The sequence below is a fragment of the Aquabacterium sp. A08 genome (genome assembly GCF_011742065.1).
On record NZ_JAAQQT010000701.1, the window covers coordinates 19,571 to 36,466 of the forward strand.

A 16,896-nucleotide genomic window follows, 5' to 3' on the forward strand; every position below is an offset into this window, starting at 1 on the left:
GATGGGTCGGAGACGGTCGGCTTCAGGACGCGGGTCGGGCCGCGCGGGCGCGGGCCAGGGCCGCTTCGATCAGGGCCCGCTTGCGGTCCAGCACCGCCGGGTCGCTGTGCCTGGAGTGCTCGGCCAGGTGGTCCAGCTTGTCCTGTGCCCGGGCGTCCTGGCGTTCCCGGTGCTCCAAGCTGGCCCGCTGAGTGCGGGTCTGGTGCCAGGTGTACCGCGCTTGGGCGTGTTCGGCCTGCGCCGCCGACCACGCGTCCCAGCCGGTGCGCTCGCCACTCACGGGGTGCATCTGGATGCAGTCCACCGGGCACACCGGCAGGCACAGGTCGCAACCGGTGCAGTGCTGCGGCAGCACGGTGTGCATGCGCTTGTGGGTGCCGACGATGGCGTCGGTGGGGCAGGCCTTGATGCACAGGGTGCAGCCGATGCACCAGTTCTCGTCGATGACCGCCACCGTCATCGGCCCTTCCACCCCATGCGCCGGGTTCAGGGGCAGGGCGGGGCGCCCGGTGAGCCGCGCCAGCCGGGCGATGCCTTCGGCGCCTCCGGGGGGGCACTGGTTGATCTCGGCCTCCTCTGCGGCCACCGCCACCGCGTAGGCGTGGCAATCGGGGTAGCCGCAGCGGGTGCACTGGGTTTGTGGCAACGCCGCATCGATGCGGTCCACCAGGTCGGGCGCGGTCATACAGAAAACGACCCGCTCACGCGGATCGTCGTGCATTGAACAAGGCCGGACGGTTCAGCGCCCACCTTTGGGGGCGGCGCGCTTGCGAGCCGGTGCGGCGGCAACCGGGGCCGGTGCCTGGGCCGCGCTTTCGGCGGCAGGCACTACGGACTGTGCGGCGCTGACCGGGCTGGAAGCGGCTGCCGTCGCCGGAGTCTCCACGGGGGCCGTGGCGCTGGCGACCACTTCCACGGTCACGGCCGGTGCCGCCTCTTGAACCACCGGGGTCACCACGGCCGGGGCTGTGACCACCGCAGGCGGCTTGGGCTGGTGGTACAGAATAAAGGCCTTGACCACCGGGTACACCATCTGGCGCCAGCGGCTGCCGCTGAAAATGCCGTAGTGGCCGGCGCCCTGCACCTCGAAATGGTGCTGCTCGGAGGCCTCGATGCCGCTGCACAGGTCGTGGGCGGCGCGGGTCTGGCCGCTGCCGGAGATGTCGTCCAACTCACCTTCGACCGTCAGCAGGCCGGTGGTGCGGATGTCCTGCGGGCGCACCCGCTCCTTGACGCCTTGCGGGTTGCGCACTTCCCAGGTACCGTGCACCAGCTTGAACTCCTGGAACACCGTGTTGATGGTTTCCAGGTAGTAGTCGGCGTCCATGTCCAGCACCGCGTTGTACTCGTCGTAGAACTTGCGGTGGGCCTCGGCGCTTTCGTTGTCGCCTTTGATGAGGTCCTGGAAGTAGTCGTAGTGGCTGCTGGCGTGGCGGTCCGGGTTCATGGCGATGAAGCCGGTGTGCTGCAGGAAACCGGGGTACACGCGGCGGCCGGCACCGGGGAAGTTGGTGGGCACGCGGTAGATCACGTTGTTTTCGAACCACTCGAAGCTGCGCTGCACCGCCAGGGCGTTCACCGCGGTGGGCGACTTGCGCGCGTCGATGGGGCCGCCCATCATGGTCATGGACAGCGGCGTGGTTTCGCCACGGCTGGCCATGAGCGAAACGGCGGCCAGCACCGGCACGGTGGGCTGGCACACGCTCATCACGTGGCAGTTGCCGTATTCGGCCTGCAGGTAGCGGATGAATTCCTGCACGTAGTTGACGTAGTCGTCCAGGTGGAACTCGCCTTCCGACAGCGGCACCAGGCGCGCGTTTTTCCAGTCGGTGATGTAGACCTTGTGGTCCTTGAGCATGGTGCGCACCGTGTCGCGCAGCAGGGTGGCGTAGTGGCCCGACAGCGGCGCCACGATCAGGACCACCGGCTGTTGCTTGAGGGCGGTCAGCGTCTGCGGGTCGTCGCTGTAGCGCTTGAAGCGGCGCAGTTCGCAGAACGGTTTGTCGATTTCCACCCGCTCGTGGATGGCGACGTGCTTGTCGCCGATGTCCACCGTGCGGATGCCGAACTCGGGCTTTTCGTAGTCCTTGCCCAGGCGGTGGAACAGGTCGTAGGCGGCGGCAATCCGCTGCGCGAACGGCGCCTGGGCCGCAGGCGACAGCGGGTTGGTGTACAGCTTGGCCGTCAACTGCGCAAAGTCAGAGAAAGGCTCCATCAGGGAACGCTGGGTTTCGTACAGTTGGTACAGCATGGAATTCTCCGGACTTATGTTGCAGTGCAGCAAATGGTATCAGGAAAGCCTGAGGCCGTCCTGACACCTGGGTGACGCGTCACATGACGGCCGCGATCGCCTTGCAGACGTGGTCGATGTTCTGGCTGTTGAGCGCGGCCACGCACATGCGGCCGGTGTCGGTGCCGTAGACACCGAACTCGCTGCGCAGGCGCACCATCTGGTCTTTGGACAGACCGGAGTAGCTGAACATGCCGATCTGGGTGGTGATGAAAGACATGTCCTGCTGCACGCCGGCGGCTTTGAGACCGTCGACCAGCTTCTGGCGCATGGCCTTGATGCGCACGCGCATCTCACCCAGCTCTTTTTCCCACAAGGCACGCAGCTCCGGATTGTTCAGCACCGCGGCCACCACCGCCCCCCCATGGGTGGGGGGGTTGGAGTAGTTGGTGCGGATGACGATCTTGAGCTGGCTCAACACGCGGGCGGCTTCTTCCTTGTTTTCGCACAGCACGCTCAGGGCGCCCACGCGCTCGCCGTACAGGCTGAAGCTTTTGGAGAAGCTGGTGGAGACGAAGAAGGTCAGGCCAGCGGCCACGAACTTGGCGATCACGGCGCCGTCTTCGGCAATGCCGAAACCGAAGCCCTGGTAAGCCATGTCCAGGAAGGGGGTCAGGCCACGGGCCTGGACGACGGCGATCACCTGGTCCCACTGCGCCGGAGTCAGGTCGTAGCCGGTGGGGTTGTGGCAGCAGGCGTGCAGCACCACGATGGTGCCGAGCGCGGCGGCGTTCAGGCTGGCCAGCATGCCGTCGAAGTTGACGCCACGGGCAGCGGCGTCGTAGTAGGCGTAGGTGTCCACTTCGAAGCCGGCGTTGGCGAACAGGGCGCGGTGGTTTTCCCAGCTCGGATCGCTGATCAGCACCTTGGCGTTGGGGGTGAGCTTTTTCAGGAAGTCGGCACCGATCTTCAGGCCGCCGGTGCCGCCAATGGCCTGCACCGTGGCCACGCGGCCGCTTTGCACCGGCTCGCTGTCGGCGCCAAACACCAGGGCCTTGACGCCGTTGTCGTAGGCGGCGATGCCGTCGATGGGCAGGTAGCCGCGGGCGGTGGGCTTGTCCATCATGGCTTTTTCGGCGGCCTGCACGCACTGCAGCAGGGGCAGCTTGCCGTTGTCGTCGTAGTACACGCCCACGCCCAGGTTGACTTTCTGGGGGTTGGTGTCGGCAGCGAACTGCTCATTCAGACCCAGGATGGGGTCGCGGGGGGCCATTTCGACGGCGCTGAACAAAGACATGGTGGGACAGCCTGTGGTGAAAATTGGAGAGGCACAAACGCGTCACCGCACGGGTGATCGCAACCCCGCATTTTATTACCGCCCCGGCACGTCCGTCCGGGCCCGTAAACTCGGCAACTCCCCTCCAAGCGCCCGCGCAGCCTGCACGTGACCACCGACACCCCCGGCCAATTCGTTTCCTTCCCCGGCTCGCCGTTCGAGCTGTTTCAACCTTTTCCGCCCGGGGGCGACCAGCCCACGGCCATCGCCCAGCTGGTGGAAGGGGTGCAGGATGGCGAGGTGTTCCAGACCCTGCTGGGCGTGACCGGCTCGGGCAAAACCTTCACCATGGCCAACGTCATCGCCCGCCTGGGGCGGCCGGCCATCGTGTTCGCACCCAACAAGACGCTGGCGGCGCAGTTGTACAGCGAATTCCGCGAGTTTTTCCCCAAGAACGCGGTCGAGTACTTCGTCAGCTACTACGACTACTACCAGCCCGAGGCCTACGTGCCGCAGCGCGACCTGTTCATCGAGAAGGACAGCGCCATCAACGAGCACATCGAGCAGATGCGCCTGAGCTGCACCAAAAGCCTGCTGGAGCGGCGCGACGTGGTGATCGTGGCCACGGTCTCGGCCATCTACGGCATCGGCAAGCCCGAGAGCTACCACCAGATGATCCTGACGCTGCGCAGCGGCGACAAAGTGGGCCAGCGCGACCTCATTGCCCAACTGGTGCGCATGCAGTACCAGCGCAACGAGCAGGATTTTTCGCGCGGCAAGTTCCGCGTACGCGGCGACACCATCGATGTGTTCCCGGCCGAACACTCGGAGCTGGCCGTCCGCATCGAGCTGTTCGACGACGAGGTGGACACGCTGCAGCTGTTCGACCCGTTGACCGGGCGCATCAAGCAGAAGATCCCTCGCTTCACCGTCTACCCCAGCAGCCACTACGTGACGCCGCGGGAGCAGGTGCTGAGCGCGGTGGAAGCCATCAAAGAAGAACTGGCCCAGCGCCTGAAAGAACTGGTGGGCATGGGCAAGCTGGTGGAGGCGCAGCGGCTGGAGCAGCGCACCCGGTTTGATTTGGAAATGCTGACCGAGGTGGGCCATTGCAAGGGCATCGAGAACTACAGCCGCCACCTGGCCGGCAGCGCCGCCGGCGAGGCGCCCAGCACGCTGACCGACTACCTGCCCAAGGACGCGCTGATGTTCCTGGACGAGAGCCACGTGATGATCGGACAGCTGGGCGGCATGTACAACGGCGACCGCGCCCGCAAAACCACGCTGGTGGAATACGGTTTTCGCCTGCCCAGCGCGCTGGACAACCGGCCGCTGAAGTTCGAGGAGTTCGAGACCAAGATGCGCCAGTGCATCTTCGTGTCGGCCACCCCGGCGGACTACGAAAAGCAGCACGCCGGCCAAGTGGTGGAACAGGTGGTGCGCCCCACCGGCCTGGTGGACCCGGAGGTGCAGGTGCGCCCGGCCACGCACCAGGTGGACGACGTGCTGGGCGAAATCCGCCTGCGGGTGGAGCAGGGCGAGCGGGTGCTCATCACCACCCTGACCAAGCGCATGGCCGAGCAGCTGACCGACTACCTGACCGAAAACGGCGTCAAGGTGCGCTACCTGCACAGCGACATCGACACGGTGGAGCGGGTCGAGATCATCCGCGACCTGCGCCTGGGCGCCTTCGACGTGCTGGTGGGCATCAACCTGCTGCGCGAGGGGCTGGACATTCCGGAAGTGAGCCTGGTGGCGATTCTGGACGCCGACAAGGAAGGCTTTTTGCGCTCCGAGCGTTCGCTGATCCAGACCATCGGCCGCGCGGCGCGCAACCTCAACGGCATGGCGATTCTGTACGCCGACCGCGTCACCGACTCGATGAAACGCGCCATCGGCGAAACCGAGCGCCGCCGCGCCAAACAGATGGCCTTCAATGAAGCGCACGGCATCACGCCCAAGGGCGTGGTCAAGCGCATCAAGGACCTGATCGACGGGGTGTACAGCGAAAAGGCCGGCCAGGAAGCCGCCAAGCTGGCCGACGCGCAAAAGCACCTGGCCGACATCCAGGACATGAGCGAAAAAGACCTGGCCAAAGAAATCAAGCGCCTGGAAAAGCTGATGTTGGAACATGCGAAGAACCTGGAGTTCGAGCAGGCCGCCCGGGTGCGCGACCAGCTCGCCCGCCTGAAAGACCAGGTGCTCGGCGCCCACGGTTCGGACACGGTGACCGCCGCCTGACCCAGGCGCTGCGGCCGCGCGGGCGGCACCCGGCGGGGCGCGCCACTTCGGCGAGAATCGCCGCATGTCAGACACCACCCGCATCTACCTGATCGAGGACGACCGCACCATCCTCCAGTTCGTGGAGGAATCGCTGCGCCGCCGCCCGCAGTGGAAGCTGGTGGGCCACTCCGACACCTTTGCCCACGCCCAGGTGATGGCGCCGCTGAGCCTGGCGGACGTGTTCCTGGTGGACCTGGGCCTGCCCGACGGCCGCGGCGAAGACATGCTGCGCGCCCTGGCCCTGGCCAAACCCGACGCCGAACTGTTGGTGTTCACCGTGTTTGGCGACGAATCCCGGCTGATCGCCGCCTTGCAGATGGGGGCGACCGGCTACGTGCTCAAAGGCTGCAGCAGCGAGGAGCTGATCGACGCCATCGAGCAGATCCGCGAGGGTGGGGCGCCGATTTCGCCGCTGCTGGCGCGCCTGCTGCTCAAGCAGTTCCGCTCCGCCGGCCCGGGTCACGGCGGCCTGTCGGCGGGCGACGCCGACGGCCCGGTGCTGTCGGAACGCGAAACCGACGTGCTCAGGCTGGTGGCCCAGGGCTATGTGAACAAGGAAATCGCCATCCGCCTGGGCATTGGGCCAGCCACCGTCAGCACCCATATCAAGAACCTGTACAAGAAGCTGGCGGTGCGCACCCGGGTGCAGGTGGTCAAGGTGGCCCAGGAGCGGGGTCTGATTTGATGGCCTGGCCCCAGGCCTTGCGCCGCTGGCCGCCCCACTACGTCTGGGTGGGTGCGCTGCTGCTGGCGCTGCTGGCCATGCTGCACGCGGTGTCGCAACCGGCCCGCGGCGAGGGTATGCACACGGTCCCGTCGGCGCGGGCCCATGTGCCTGGCGTGGCGCAGCCGGTCGTCAAGCAGGTGGCCCTGCCGCACATCCTCGACGACGAGGACCCGCGTTGGCACGAGCGCGTCGATTACGACCTGGACTGGCCCGTCGGGCTGACCTACCGCGACCCGGCCACGGCCCGCCTCGGCCTGTTGCTGCCACGGGTGGGCACGCGCTTTCGGGTGCTGCTCAATGGCCACGAAATCCACCAGGTGGGCTGGTACGCCGCGCCCGAGCGCACCGTCAACACCGCCTGGTTCCCGCACCTGGTGCCGCTGCCCGGGGCGCTGCTGCACGAGCGCCCCACAGACAACAGCCTGCACATCCAGGTCCAGGCCCAACTGCTGGAGCGCAGCGGCCTGTGGCCGGTGCAGCTGGGCGCCTACGACGCCTTGTTCCAGCGCCACCGGGTGCTGGACCTGTGGCAGGTCACCGGCACCTGGATGATGACGATATCCGCGTTGCTGATGGGCGCGATGTCGCTGTTCCTCTGGCTGTCGCTGCGCGAGCGCCTGTTCGTGCTGATCGCCGCGGCTTCGGTGGCGCACATGGTGCGGCTGTGGCTGTCGGTGGTGCTGGAGCCGTCCCTGAGCTATGAGCTGTATTTTTTCCTGCACCGCGTGTCCTTCACCCTCTACGTGGGGTTTTTCTGCCTGGTCATGGAAGACCTGTTCGGTTTGCAGCTGCGGCTGGTGCGCTACCTGGCGTACTTTCTGCTGGTGGTCGGGCCCTGCTGGATTGCGCTCACCCTGTTCAGCCAGGAATACGACTTCTACCGCATCTGGGCCGGCATCCTGGCCATCGTCAGCGCGGTCAGCCTGGGACTGATGCTGGTGTATTCCCTGCGTCGCGGGCGCCTGGGGGACGACCAGATCCTGGTCTTGCTGGTGGCGTTGTTCACCCTGCTCACCGGGGTGCGCGACTTTCTGGTGGTGCAGCTCAATTTCCTGGGCGATGCCGACATCCGCTGGATGGCCGTGGGCGGCCTGGTGCTGATGTTCACCCTGGGCTGGGTGCTGCTGCAGCGGGCCACCGCCTCGGCGCGCGAGGTGCACCGCCTCAACGACAACCTGGCCGAAACCGTGGCCCGGCGCGAGGCCGAGCTGCGCCAGGCGTTCGAGCAGCTGCGCGCCTCCGAGCAGCAGCGCGCGGTGGAGGGCGAACGCCGCCGCCTGATGCGCGACATGCACGACGGGCTCGGCAGCCAGCTGGTGCAGACCCTCAACATGGTGCGCAGCAACCCCCAGGGGGTGGACCAGCGCTCCATCGAGCACATGGTGCACCACGCGCTGGAAGAGCTGCGCATGACGCTGGACTCGCTGGAGCCGATGGACGGCGACCTGGCCACCATCCTGGGCACGCTGCGCTCGCGGGTGGCGCCGGCCCTGCAAGCCGCCGGCATCCAGCTGCAGTGGCAGGTGCAGGAGGTGCCGCCCCTGTCGGGGCTGGACGCGCGCGGGGTGATGCACCTGTTCCGCTGCGTGCAGGAAATCTTCGCCAACGTCGTCAAGCACGCCCACGCCCGGCGCGTGACGGTGCGCACCTGGGCCGATGCGGCCCGCGTTTACCTGGCGGTGGAGGACGACGGCATTGGCCTGCCGCCCAACGACCAGCGCAGCGAAGGCCGGGGCCTGGGCAACATCGCGGTGCGCGCCGAAAAAATCGGGGCCGACGTGCGGTTTTACGCCACCTGGCCGGGAACCGGCGTGGAATTTGCCTTTCCCATACAGGGCCAGCCCCCGGTCTGGTCGCTGACCCAACGCTGACCCCCGCACCGGGTCGGCGATGACCGAGCAAAACGGTCAACCTTTTGGTATACTCGATCAAAACAGTCAGGAATCAACGCCTGACCTCCAATCAAAGGCCAGCGCCGGGTGGGTGGAGCAACGCGTCGGACCGTCCAACGGTCCGGCACCACGACAACAGCCAGACCAGTTAGGAGCACCTCATGCGCCTCACGACCAAAGGACGGTTCGCCGTCACCGCCATGATCGATCTGGCCCTGCGCCAGGCCAGTGGCCCGGTGACGCTGGCCGCCATCAGCCAGCGCCAGCACATTTCCCTGTCGTACCTGGAGCAGTTGTTCGGCAAGCTGCGCCGGCACGACCTGGTCGAGTCCACCCGCGGCCCCGGCGGCGGCTACACCCTGGGCCGCAAGGCCGGCGACATCACCGTGGCCGACATCATCGTCTCGGTGGACGAACCCATCGACGCGACCCAATGCGGTGGCAAAGAAAACTGCCTGGGTGAAGGCTCGCGCTGCATGACCCACGAACTGTGGGCCCAGCTGAATGCGAAAATGGTGGATTTTCTCGACTCCATCACCCTGCAAAAACTGGTGGACGACCAACTGGCCAAGGGGGTGGTGGTGGAAAACCTGCCCACCATCAAGCGGGCCATCTCGTCGGCCCCGGTGGTCAAGCCCATCCGCGTCAACGCCCCCAACTCGGTGTTTGCCCTGGGTGCGGTGGCCGCCGCCAAATAAGCCCCCGCCGAAACCCCTCATCCCTTCCACGACCATGAGCAGCACCCCGCATTTTCCCATTTACATGGACTACAGCGCCACCAACCCGTGCGACCCGCGCGTGGTGGACCAGATGGTGCCGTGGCTGTACGAGCACTTTGGCAACCCGGCCTCGCGCAGCCACGCCTGGGGCTGGGAGGCCGAGCAGGCGGTCGAGAAGGCGCGCGAGCAGGTGGCGTCCCTGATCGGTGCCGACCCGCGCGAAATCGTCTGGACCAGCGGCGCGACCGAGTCCAACAACCTGGCCATCAAGGGCGCGGCGCACTTTTACCAGGGCAAGGGCAAACACCTGATCACGGTGAAGACCGAGCACAAGGCGGTGCTGGACACCTGCCGCCACCTGGAGCGCGAAGGCTTTGAGGTGACCTACCTCGACGTGCAGCCCGACGGCCTGGTGGACCTGGAGGCCTTCAAAGCCGCCATCCGCCCCGACACCATCCTGGCCAGCGTGATGTTCGTGAACAACGAAATCGGCGTGGTGCAGGACGTGGCGGCCCTGGGTGCCATTTGCCGCGAAAAAGGCGTGATTTTCCATGTGGACGCGGCCCAGGCCACCGGCCGCGTGGCGATCGACCTGGCCCAGCTGCCCATCGACCTGATGAGCCTGACCAGCCACAAGACCTACGGCCCCAAGGGCATAGGCGCGCTGTATGTGCGGCGCAAGCCGCGCATCCGCATCGAGGCACAGATGCACGGCGGTGGCCACGAGCGCGGCATGCGCTCGGGCACGCTGCCCACGCACCAGATCGTCGGCATGGGCGCGGCCTACGCCTTGGCCCAGGCCGAAATGGCGACCGAGCTGCCGCGTATTCAGGCGCTGCACGACCGACTGCTGGCCGGTCTGTCGCAGATCGAGGAATCGTTCATCAACGGCCACGCCACCCAGCGCGTGCCGCACAACCTGAACATGAGCTTCAACTACGTCGAGGGCGAGTCGCTGATCATGGGCATCAAGGGCCTGGCGGTGTCGTCCGGCTCGGCCTGCACCTCGGCCAGCCTGGAACCCAGCTACGTGCTGCGCGCCCTGGGCCGCAGCGACGAACTGGCGCACAGCAGCCTGCGCATGACCATCGGCCGCTGGACGACGGAGGCCGAGATCGACTTCGCCATCGCGTCCATCCGCGACAACGTGGCCAAGCTGCGCGAACTGTCCCCCCTGTGGGAGATGTACAAAGACGGCATCGACCTGTCCACCATCCAGTGGGCAGCGCACTGAAAGGAGCAACACCATGGCATACAGCGACAAGGTCATCGACCACTACGAAAACCCGCGCAACGTCGGCAGCTTTGAAAAGGGCGACGACAGCGTCGGCACCGGCATGGTGGGCGCCCCCGCCTGCGGCGACGTGATGAAGCTGCAGATCAAGGTCAACCCGGCCACCGGCCTGATCGAAGACGCCCGCTTCAAAACCTACGGCTGCGGCTCGGCCATTGCCTCCAGCTCGCTCGTGACCGAATGGGTCAAGGGCAAGTCGCTGGACGAGGCCGCGCAGATCAAGAACAGCCAGATCGCCGAAGAACTGGCGCTGCCGCCGGTCAAGATCCACTGTTCCATCCTGGCCGAAGACGCCATCAAGGCGGCCGTGGACGACTACAAGAAAAAGCACGCGCACTGAGAAAGCAGGGGGGTTGAATGTCCGTCTCCGTCACCGCAGCCGCCGCGCGGCACGTCACCAAATACCTGGCGCGCCGGGGCAAAGGGGTGGGCGTGCGCCTGGGCGTCAAGACCACCGGTTGTTCGGGCCTGGCCTACAAGCTGGAGTACGCCGACGAGGTGGCGCCGGAAGACATCGTGTTCGAGGACAACGGCATCAAGGTGCTGATCGACCCGAAAAGCCTGGCCTACCTGGACGGCACCCAGCTCGATTTTGTGCGCGAAGGCCTGAACGAGGGCTTCAAGTTCCACAACCCCAACGAGCGCGACAAGTGCGGTTGCGGCGAGTCCTTCCGTGTCTGAGCCGCGCATCCCGGCGGCCACCCCCTCATTGAACCTGCAGGCCGACGACTTCACCCTGTTCGGCCTGGCTCCGGGTTTTGCCGTGGACCGCAGCGCCCTGGACGAGCGCTGGAAACAGTTGCAGCGCCAGGTGCACCCCGACCGCTTTGCCACCGACGGTGCCGCCGCCCAGCGGGTCGCCATGCAATGGTCGGTGCGCATCAACGAGGCCTACCAGCGCTTGAAAGACCCGCTCAAGCGGGCCGCCTATTGGTGCGAATTGCAGGGCACACCGGTGAACGCCGAGAGCAACACCGCCATGCCCGCGGCGTTCCTGATGCAGCAAATGGAATGGCGCGAGGCCCTGGACGACGCGGCCGACGAAGCCGCCCTGGACGCCTTGCTGGCCGACACCCGACGCGCCCGCGCCGAGCTGCTGCAGGCGCTGGAACACTGCATCGACCAGCAACCCGACCCGGTGCAGGCCGTGCAACAGGTGCGCGCGCTGATGTTCGTTGAGCGCTTCGCCCACGAAGTGCACCAACGCCTGGACCGACTCTGAACTCCCCATGGCCCTCTTGCAAATCTCCGAACCTGGGCAGTCGCCCGACCCGCACCAGCGCCGCATCGCCGTCGGCATCGACCTGGGCACCACCCATTCGCTGGTGGCCGCCGTGCGCCACGGCGTGGCCGAGTGCCTGCCCGACGAACAGGGCCGGGTGATCCTGCCCAGTGTGGTGCGCTACCTGCCCCCCGGCAGCGGCAGCGGGCGCCACATTGGCTTCGACGCCCTGGCCGCGCAGGTGCAGGACCCGGCCAACACCGTCAGCTCCGTCAAACGCCTCATGGGGCGCAAGCTGGCCGATCTGCCCGGCGCCGGACGGCTGCCCTACGCGGTGGTGGACGGGCCCGGCATGGTCGCGGTGCGCACCGTGGCCGGCGACAAGACCCCGGTGGAGGTCAGTGCCGAAATCCTGGCCACCCTGCGCTTTCGCGCCGAAGACACCTTCAACGACGACCTCTACGGCGCCGTCATCACCGTGCCGGCGTATTTCGACGATGCGCAACGCCAGGCCACCAAGGACGCCGCCCAGATGGCGGGCCTGAACGTGTTGCGCCTGATCAACGAACCCACCGCCGCCGCCATCGCTTACGGGCTGGACCAGGGCGCCGAGGGCGTTTACGCCATTTACGACCTGGGCGGCGGCACCTTCGACGTGTCCATCCTGCGGCTGACCCGCGGCGTGTTCGAGGTGTTGGCCACCGGCGGCGACTCCGCCCTGGGCGGTGACGACTACGACCGCGCCCTGGCCGACTGGGCGCTGGAGCGCCTGGGGGCCGGCGTGCACGCGGCCGACCTGCCGGCCGGCGAGCGCGCCGCACTGTTGGCCGAAGCCCGGCGCTGCAAGGAAGCCCTGTCGGCGCTCGCCGCTACGGGCGGGGCGGTCACCCTGGCGCTGTCGCTCCACGGCCAAGCCGCGCAGTTGGCGGTGACCCACACGGACTTCGCCGCCGCCACGGCAGAACTCACCCAGCGCACCATGGCCGCGGTCAAGCGCGTGCTGCGCGACGCCCAGTTGGACCGCGCCGATGTGCAAGGCGTGGTCATGGTGGGCGGTTCGACCCGCATGCCGGTGGTGCGCGACGCGGTAGAGGCGTTTTTCGGCCAGCCGCCGTTGACCAACCTGAACCCGGACGAGGTGGTCGCGCTGGGCGCAGCCATCCAGGCCAACCAGCTGGCCGGCAACAACCCGGACGGCGACCTGCTGCTGCTGGACGTGATCCCACTGTCGCTGGGCCTGGAAACCATGGGCGGGCTGGTCGAGCGCATCGTGCCGCGCAACACCACCATCCCATCGGCGCTGGCGCAAGACTTCACCACCTTCAAGGACGGCCAGACCGCCCTGGCCCTGCACGTGGTGCAAGGTGAGCGCGACCTGGTGGCCGACTGCCGCAGCCTGGCCCGTTTCGAGCTGCGCGGCATTCCGCCCATGGCCGCCGGCGCCGCACGCATCCGCGTGACCTTCACCGTGGACGCCGATGGCCTGCTCACCGTCTCGGCCAAGGAACAAAGCACCGGCGTGGAAGCGCGCATCGACGTCAAGCCGTCCTATGGCCTGAGCGACGAGCAAATTGCTGCCATGCTGCAAGACAGCTTCGCCACCGCCCAGCAAGACATGCAGGCCCGCGCCCTGGTGGAAGCGCGGGTGGACGCCCAGCGCATGCTGGACGCGACCCGCAGCGCCCTGGCCGCCGACGGCCACTGGCTGAGCGACGCCGACCGCGACGCCATCGACGCCTTGCTCCAGGCGCTGGACAGCACCCGCGCCGCTGACGACGCGGCCGCCATCGAGGCCGCCACCGAGGCCCTGGCCAAAGGCACCGAGGACTTCGCCGCCCAGCGCATGAACCGCAGCATCGCCCAGGCCCTGGCCGGCCAAAACGTGGAGAATCTTTGACATGCCGACCATCACCGTTCTGCCGCACCCGACCCTGTGCCCCGAGGGCGCTCGCATCCAGGCCCTGTCGGGCTCCACCATCTGCGAGGCCCTGCTGGACCACGACATCGAGATCGAGCACGCCTGCGACATGAGTTGCGCCTGCACCACCTGCCACGTGGTGGTGCGCCAGGGCCTGAGCAGCCTGAACGAAGCCACCGAAGAAGAGGACGACCTGCTGGACAAGGCCTGGGGCCTGGAGCCGCAGTCGCGCCTGAGCTGCCAGGCCCGGGTGGCGCAGACCGACCTGACGGTCGAAATTCCGCGCTACACCATCAACCACGCCCGCGAAAACCACTGACCGGCCCCGCCCGCGCATGCGCCAGATCGTCCTCGACACCGAAACCACCGGCCTGTCCGCCCTCGACGGCGACCGGATCATCGAAATCGGCTGCGTGGAAATGCTCCACCGCAAGCTGACCGGCAACAACCGCCACTTCTACCTCAACCCCGAGCGCGACATCCACGAAGACGCGCTGCGGGTGCACGGCATCACGCTGGAATTCCTGGCCGACAAGCCCAAGTTCGCCGAGGTGGCCGCCGACCTGCTGGACTACCTCGCCGGTGCCGAACTCATCATCCACAACGCGCCGTTCGACCTGGGTTTTCTGGACGAGGAGTTCCGCCGCCTGGGCCACGGCAAGACGCGCGACCTGGTGGGTGGGGTGATCGACACCCTGGTGATGGCCAAGGAGATGTTCCCCGGCAAGCGCAACGGCCTGGACGCCCTATGCGACCGCCTGGGCGTCGACAACTCCGGCCGCACCCTGCACGGCGCGCTGCTGGACGCCGAACTGCTGGCCGACGTCTACATCAACCTGACCCGGGGCCAGAACGCCCTGGTGATGGAGATGGACACCGGCCACCACGACGAGGCCGGACCGGTGCAGGTGGACCTGTCGCAATTCCCGCTGCCGGTGCTGGCCGCCAACGACCAGGAAGCCCAGGCGCACGAGCAGGTTCTGGCCGAACTGGACAAGGCCAGCAAAGGCAAAACCGTTTGGCGCACGCAGGCCGCTGCAGAGAATGCCGCCACGGTTTGAAACCAGCGCAAAAACCAGTATATAATTTGAGGCTTGATGGGTGATTAGCTCAGCGGTAGAGCACTGCCTTCACACGGCAGGGGTCACATGTTCGATCCATGTATCACCCACCATCCCCTTACAGGGTGATTAGCTCAGCGGTAGAGCACTGCCTTCACACGGCAGGGGTCACATGTTCGATCCATGTATCACCCACCAATGTCAAAAAAAACCCCACCGGTGTACACGGGTGGGGTTTTTTGTTCTGTGTGGCCGCGAGCGCACGGGAGTACATTCGGTGAACCACGCTTGCGCCCCTGCAACGCCTGCTGCCCCCTGCCAGTTGTCGGGCCCGTTTGTGCGGCCGCCACCTGCCCATGACCACTGAACGCGACCCCACCCACATGGCCCGTGCCTTGGCGCAGGCGCGCCTGGCGGCCGCCCAGGGCGAGGTGCCCGTGGGCGCTGTGCTGGTGCGGCCCGGCCCGGCCGGGGACGAGGTGCTGGCCGAGGCACACAACCGCCCCATCGGCCACTGCGACCCGACCGCCCACGCGGAAATGCTGGCCCTGCGCGAGGCGGCGCAGCGCCTGGGCAACTACCGCCTGGACGGCTGCGTGCTGTACGTGACGCTGGAGCCCTGTGCCATGTGCGCCCAGGCGCTGCTGCACGCCCGCGTGGCACGGGTGGTCTACGCGGCGCGCGAGCCCAAAACCGGGGCCGCCGGCTCGGTGCTGGACCTGTTTGCGCTGCCCCAGCTCAACCACCAGACGGTGGTGGAGGGCGGCCTGATGGCCGACGCCTCCAGCGAACTGCTGCAGACCTTTTTTGCCGGACGCCGCCAAACGGCCAAGGCCCTGGCACAGCCCCTGCGCCCCGATGCGCTGCGCACGCCCGCGGCGGCGTTGGCCCCGGTCTGGGACGCCTTGGCCGGGCTGCAGGCCCAGCACCAGACCTGGAGCTGGCCGCACCTGCAAGGCTTGCAGATGCACGCGCTGGACTGGCCCGGTACGGGGGACGGCGACGTCTGGCTGGCCCTGCACAGCCCCACCGCCTGGGGGGTGCAGTGGGCCGATTGGGCCGCCCAGCAGGCCGCCCACGGTGACCGGGTCTTGGTCCCCGACCTGCTGGGTTTTGGCGCCAGTGACAAGCCCAAAAAGCCGCGCTGGCACACCCTGCAGGCGCACGCGCAGGCCGTGCTGGGTGCCATGGCGGCATTGGGCATTCCCGCCTGGCGGGTGGTGGCCACGCCGGACCAGGCCGCACTGGCCGCACACCTGCAAGCCCTGGCGCCAGAAGCCGTCCTGGGCGTGATGTGGCTGGAACCCACCCCCCCGCCTGGCCTGCCCGCCGACTGGCGCGACCGGCCTTACCCCGATGCGGGGCACCGCGCCGGCCCGCGCGCCTGGCCGTGGCCGCCGGGTGAGGCCGGTGGCTGGGCATAATCCCGCCATGGCCCACATCTACCTGTATTCTCCCAGCGGCGCGGTCCGCAACAAAACCGGCTACCAGCGTGCTTTGCGCCGTTTGCGGGCCCAGGGGCACGAGGTGGAGGTGGACCCGGCCGCCTGGCTCGGCCACCAGCGCTTTGCCGGCGACGACGCCACCCGCCTGGCCGCGATCCAGCGCGCCGCCGACAGCGGCGCCCAGGTCGTCATGACCACGCGCGGCGGCTATGGCCTGACCCGCCTGCTGCCGCACCTGCCGTACGACGCGATCCAGCGCTCGGTCGCCCAAGGCAGCGCCTGGGTGGGTCTGAGCGACTTCACCGCGCTGCAGCTGGCGGTGCTGGCCCAGCGCCAGACCCCCACCTGGGCCGGCCCAGCCCTGCTGGAAGACTGGGCCGGCGAAGACGAGCCCGACGAGATCATGCAGGCCTGCTTCGACGACCTGGTGAGCGGGGTCGGGGAGGGCGCCGGTTGGCGTCTGCCGGGCGGCGACTTCAAGGCCCACCCGGCCCTGTCGTCGCCCGACGGCTGGGGTGTGGAGGGCGCCACGCTCTGGGGCGGCAACCTCAGCATCTTGTGTTCCCTGCTGGGCACGCCGTATTGTCCGCCGGTGGACGGTGGCGTGCTGTTCCTGGAAGACGTGGGCGAGCACCCCTACCGCATCGAACGCATGCTGACGCAGTTGCTGCACGCGGGGGTGCTGGGGCGGCAGCGCGCGGTGTTGCTGGGCGCCTTCAACCGCTTCGAGCTGACGCCCCACGACAAAGGCTACAAACTGACCAGCGTGGTGGACTGGCTGCGCAGCCAGTTGCAGGTGCCGGTGCTGACCGGGTTGCCCTTCGGCCAC

At 67.5% G+C, this 16,896-nt stretch carries 16 protein-coding genes and 2 tRNA genes; 15 read left to right on the forward strand and 3 right to left on the reverse strand.

Features of this window, described 5'->3' with window-relative positions:
* Positions 1-22 precede the first annotated feature (22 nt).
* From rsxB to HA630_RS21115, 3 genes are all read right to left on the reverse strand, one after another.
* Entirely contained in the window at positions 23-685 is a 663-nt protein-coding gene (gene rsxB, locus HA630_RS21105; RefSeq protein WP_166837526.1) for an electron transport complex subunit RsxB, read from the reverse strand.
* A 54-nt stretch (positions 686-739) separates the two neighbouring features.
* Positions 740-2,251 (reverse strand): polyhydroxyalkanoate depolymerase, encoded by a 1,512-nt coding sequence (locus tag HA630_RS21110; RefSeq protein WP_166837527.1) that lies wholly within the window; start codon positions 2,249-2,251, stop codon positions 740-742.
* A 79-nt stretch (positions 2,252-2,330) separates the two neighbouring features.
* Positions 2,331-3,527, reverse strand: coding sequence for an amino acid aminotransferase (locus HA630_RS21115; RefSeq protein WP_166837529.1), 1,197 nt, complete (start codon positions 3,525-3,527; stop codon positions 2,331-2,333).
* Positions 3,528-3,674: 147 nt separating this feature from the next.
* Between HA630_RS21115 and uvrB the strand changes: the two genes are divergently transcribed.
* The 15 genes from uvrB to HA630_RS21190 all read left to right on the forward strand — a co-directional run.
* Complete coding sequence (gene uvrB / locus HA630_RS21120; protein WP_371809315.1) at positions 3,675-5,747, forward strand: excinuclease ABC subunit UvrB; 2,073 nt, start codon at positions 3,675-3,677, stop codon at positions 5,745-5,747.
* A gap of 64 nt (positions 5,748-5,811) precedes the next feature.
* Positions 5,812-6,474, forward strand: coding sequence for a response regulator transcription factor (locus HA630_RS21125; protein WP_166837530.1), 663 nt, complete (start codon positions 5,812-5,814; stop codon positions 6,472-6,474).
* Positions 6,474-8,387 carry an ATP-binding protein gene (locus HA630_RS21130; protein ID WP_166837532.1) on the forward strand — a complete coding sequence of 638 codons (1,914 nt, stop codon included), beginning with the start codon at positions 6,474-6,476 and terminating at the stop codon, positions 8,385-8,387. The genes HA630_RS21125 and HA630_RS21130 overlap by 1 nt, the downstream gene beginning before the upstream one ends.
* Positions 8,388-8,569: 182 nt before the next feature.
* A complete protein-coding gene (gene iscR, locus HA630_RS21135; RefSeq protein WP_166837533.1) occupies positions 8,570-9,106 on the forward strand; it encodes a Fe-S cluster assembly transcriptional regulator IscR in 537 nt (178 codons plus the stop codon).
* A 34-nt stretch (positions 9,107-9,140) separates the two neighbouring features.
* Positions 9,141-10,361: an IscS subfamily cysteine desulfurase gene (locus HA630_RS21140; protein ID WP_166837534.1), complete on the forward strand. Its 1,221-nt coding sequence runs from the start codon at positions 9,141-9,143 to the stop codon at positions 10,359-10,361.
* A 13-nt stretch (positions 10,362-10,374) separates the two neighbouring features.
* The gene (gene iscU / locus HA630_RS21145; RefSeq protein WP_166837536.1) at positions 10,375-10,761 is read left to right on the forward strand and encodes a Fe-S cluster assembly scaffold IscU; all 387 of its coding nucleotides are present in this window, start codon (positions 10,375-10,377) and stop codon (positions 10,759-10,761) included.
* A 17-nt stretch (positions 10,762-10,778) separates the two neighbouring features.
* Positions 10,779-11,102 (forward strand): iron-sulfur cluster assembly protein IscA, encoded by a 324-nt coding sequence (iscA, locus tag HA630_RS21150; RefSeq protein ID WP_166837537.1) that lies wholly within the window; start codon positions 10,779-10,781, stop codon positions 11,100-11,102.
* A 28-nt stretch (positions 11,103-11,130) separates the two neighbouring features.
* Complete coding sequence (gene hscB, locus HA630_RS21155; protein WP_166837574.1) at positions 11,131-11,643, forward strand: Fe-S protein assembly co-chaperone HscB; 513 nt, start codon at positions 11,131-11,133, stop codon at positions 11,641-11,643.
* A gap of 7 nt (positions 11,644-11,650) precedes the next feature.
* The gene (hscA, locus tag HA630_RS21160; RefSeq protein WP_166837539.1) at positions 11,651-13,540 is read left to right on the forward strand and encodes a Fe-S protein assembly chaperone HscA; all 1,890 of its coding nucleotides are present in this window, start codon (positions 11,651-11,653) and stop codon (positions 13,538-13,540) included.
* Between the two features lies 1 nt (position 13,541).
* A complete protein-coding gene (fdx, locus tag HA630_RS21165; protein ID WP_166837540.1) occupies positions 13,542-13,880 on the forward strand; it encodes an ISC system 2Fe-2S type ferredoxin in 339 nt (112 codons plus the stop codon).
* A gap of 16 nt (positions 13,881-13,896) precedes the next feature.
* On the forward strand, positions 13,897-14,622 hold the full coding sequence (dnaQ, locus tag HA630_RS21170; RefSeq protein WP_166837542.1) for a DNA polymerase III subunit epsilon: 726 nt from the start codon (positions 13,897-13,899) through the stop codon (positions 14,620-14,622).
* Between the two features lie 38 nt (positions 14,623-14,660).
* Positions 14,661-14,735 (forward strand) — tRNA-Val (locus HA630_RS21175).
* Positions 14,736-14,745: 10 nt separating this feature from the next.
* Positions 14,746-14,820, forward strand: a tRNA-Val gene (locus tag HA630_RS21180).
* Positions 14,821-14,978: 158 nt separating this feature from the next.
* On the forward strand, positions 14,979-16,046 hold the full coding sequence (gene tadA / locus HA630_RS21185; RefSeq protein ID WP_166837543.1) for a tRNA adenosine(34) deaminase TadA: 1,068 nt from the start codon (positions 14,979-14,981) through the stop codon (positions 16,044-16,046).
* Positions 16,047-16,053: 7 nt separating this feature from the next.
* On the forward strand, positions 16,054-16,896 hold an 843-nt coding region (locus tag HA630_RS21190), incomplete at its 3' end, for an LD-carboxypeptidase (protein WP_166837545.1).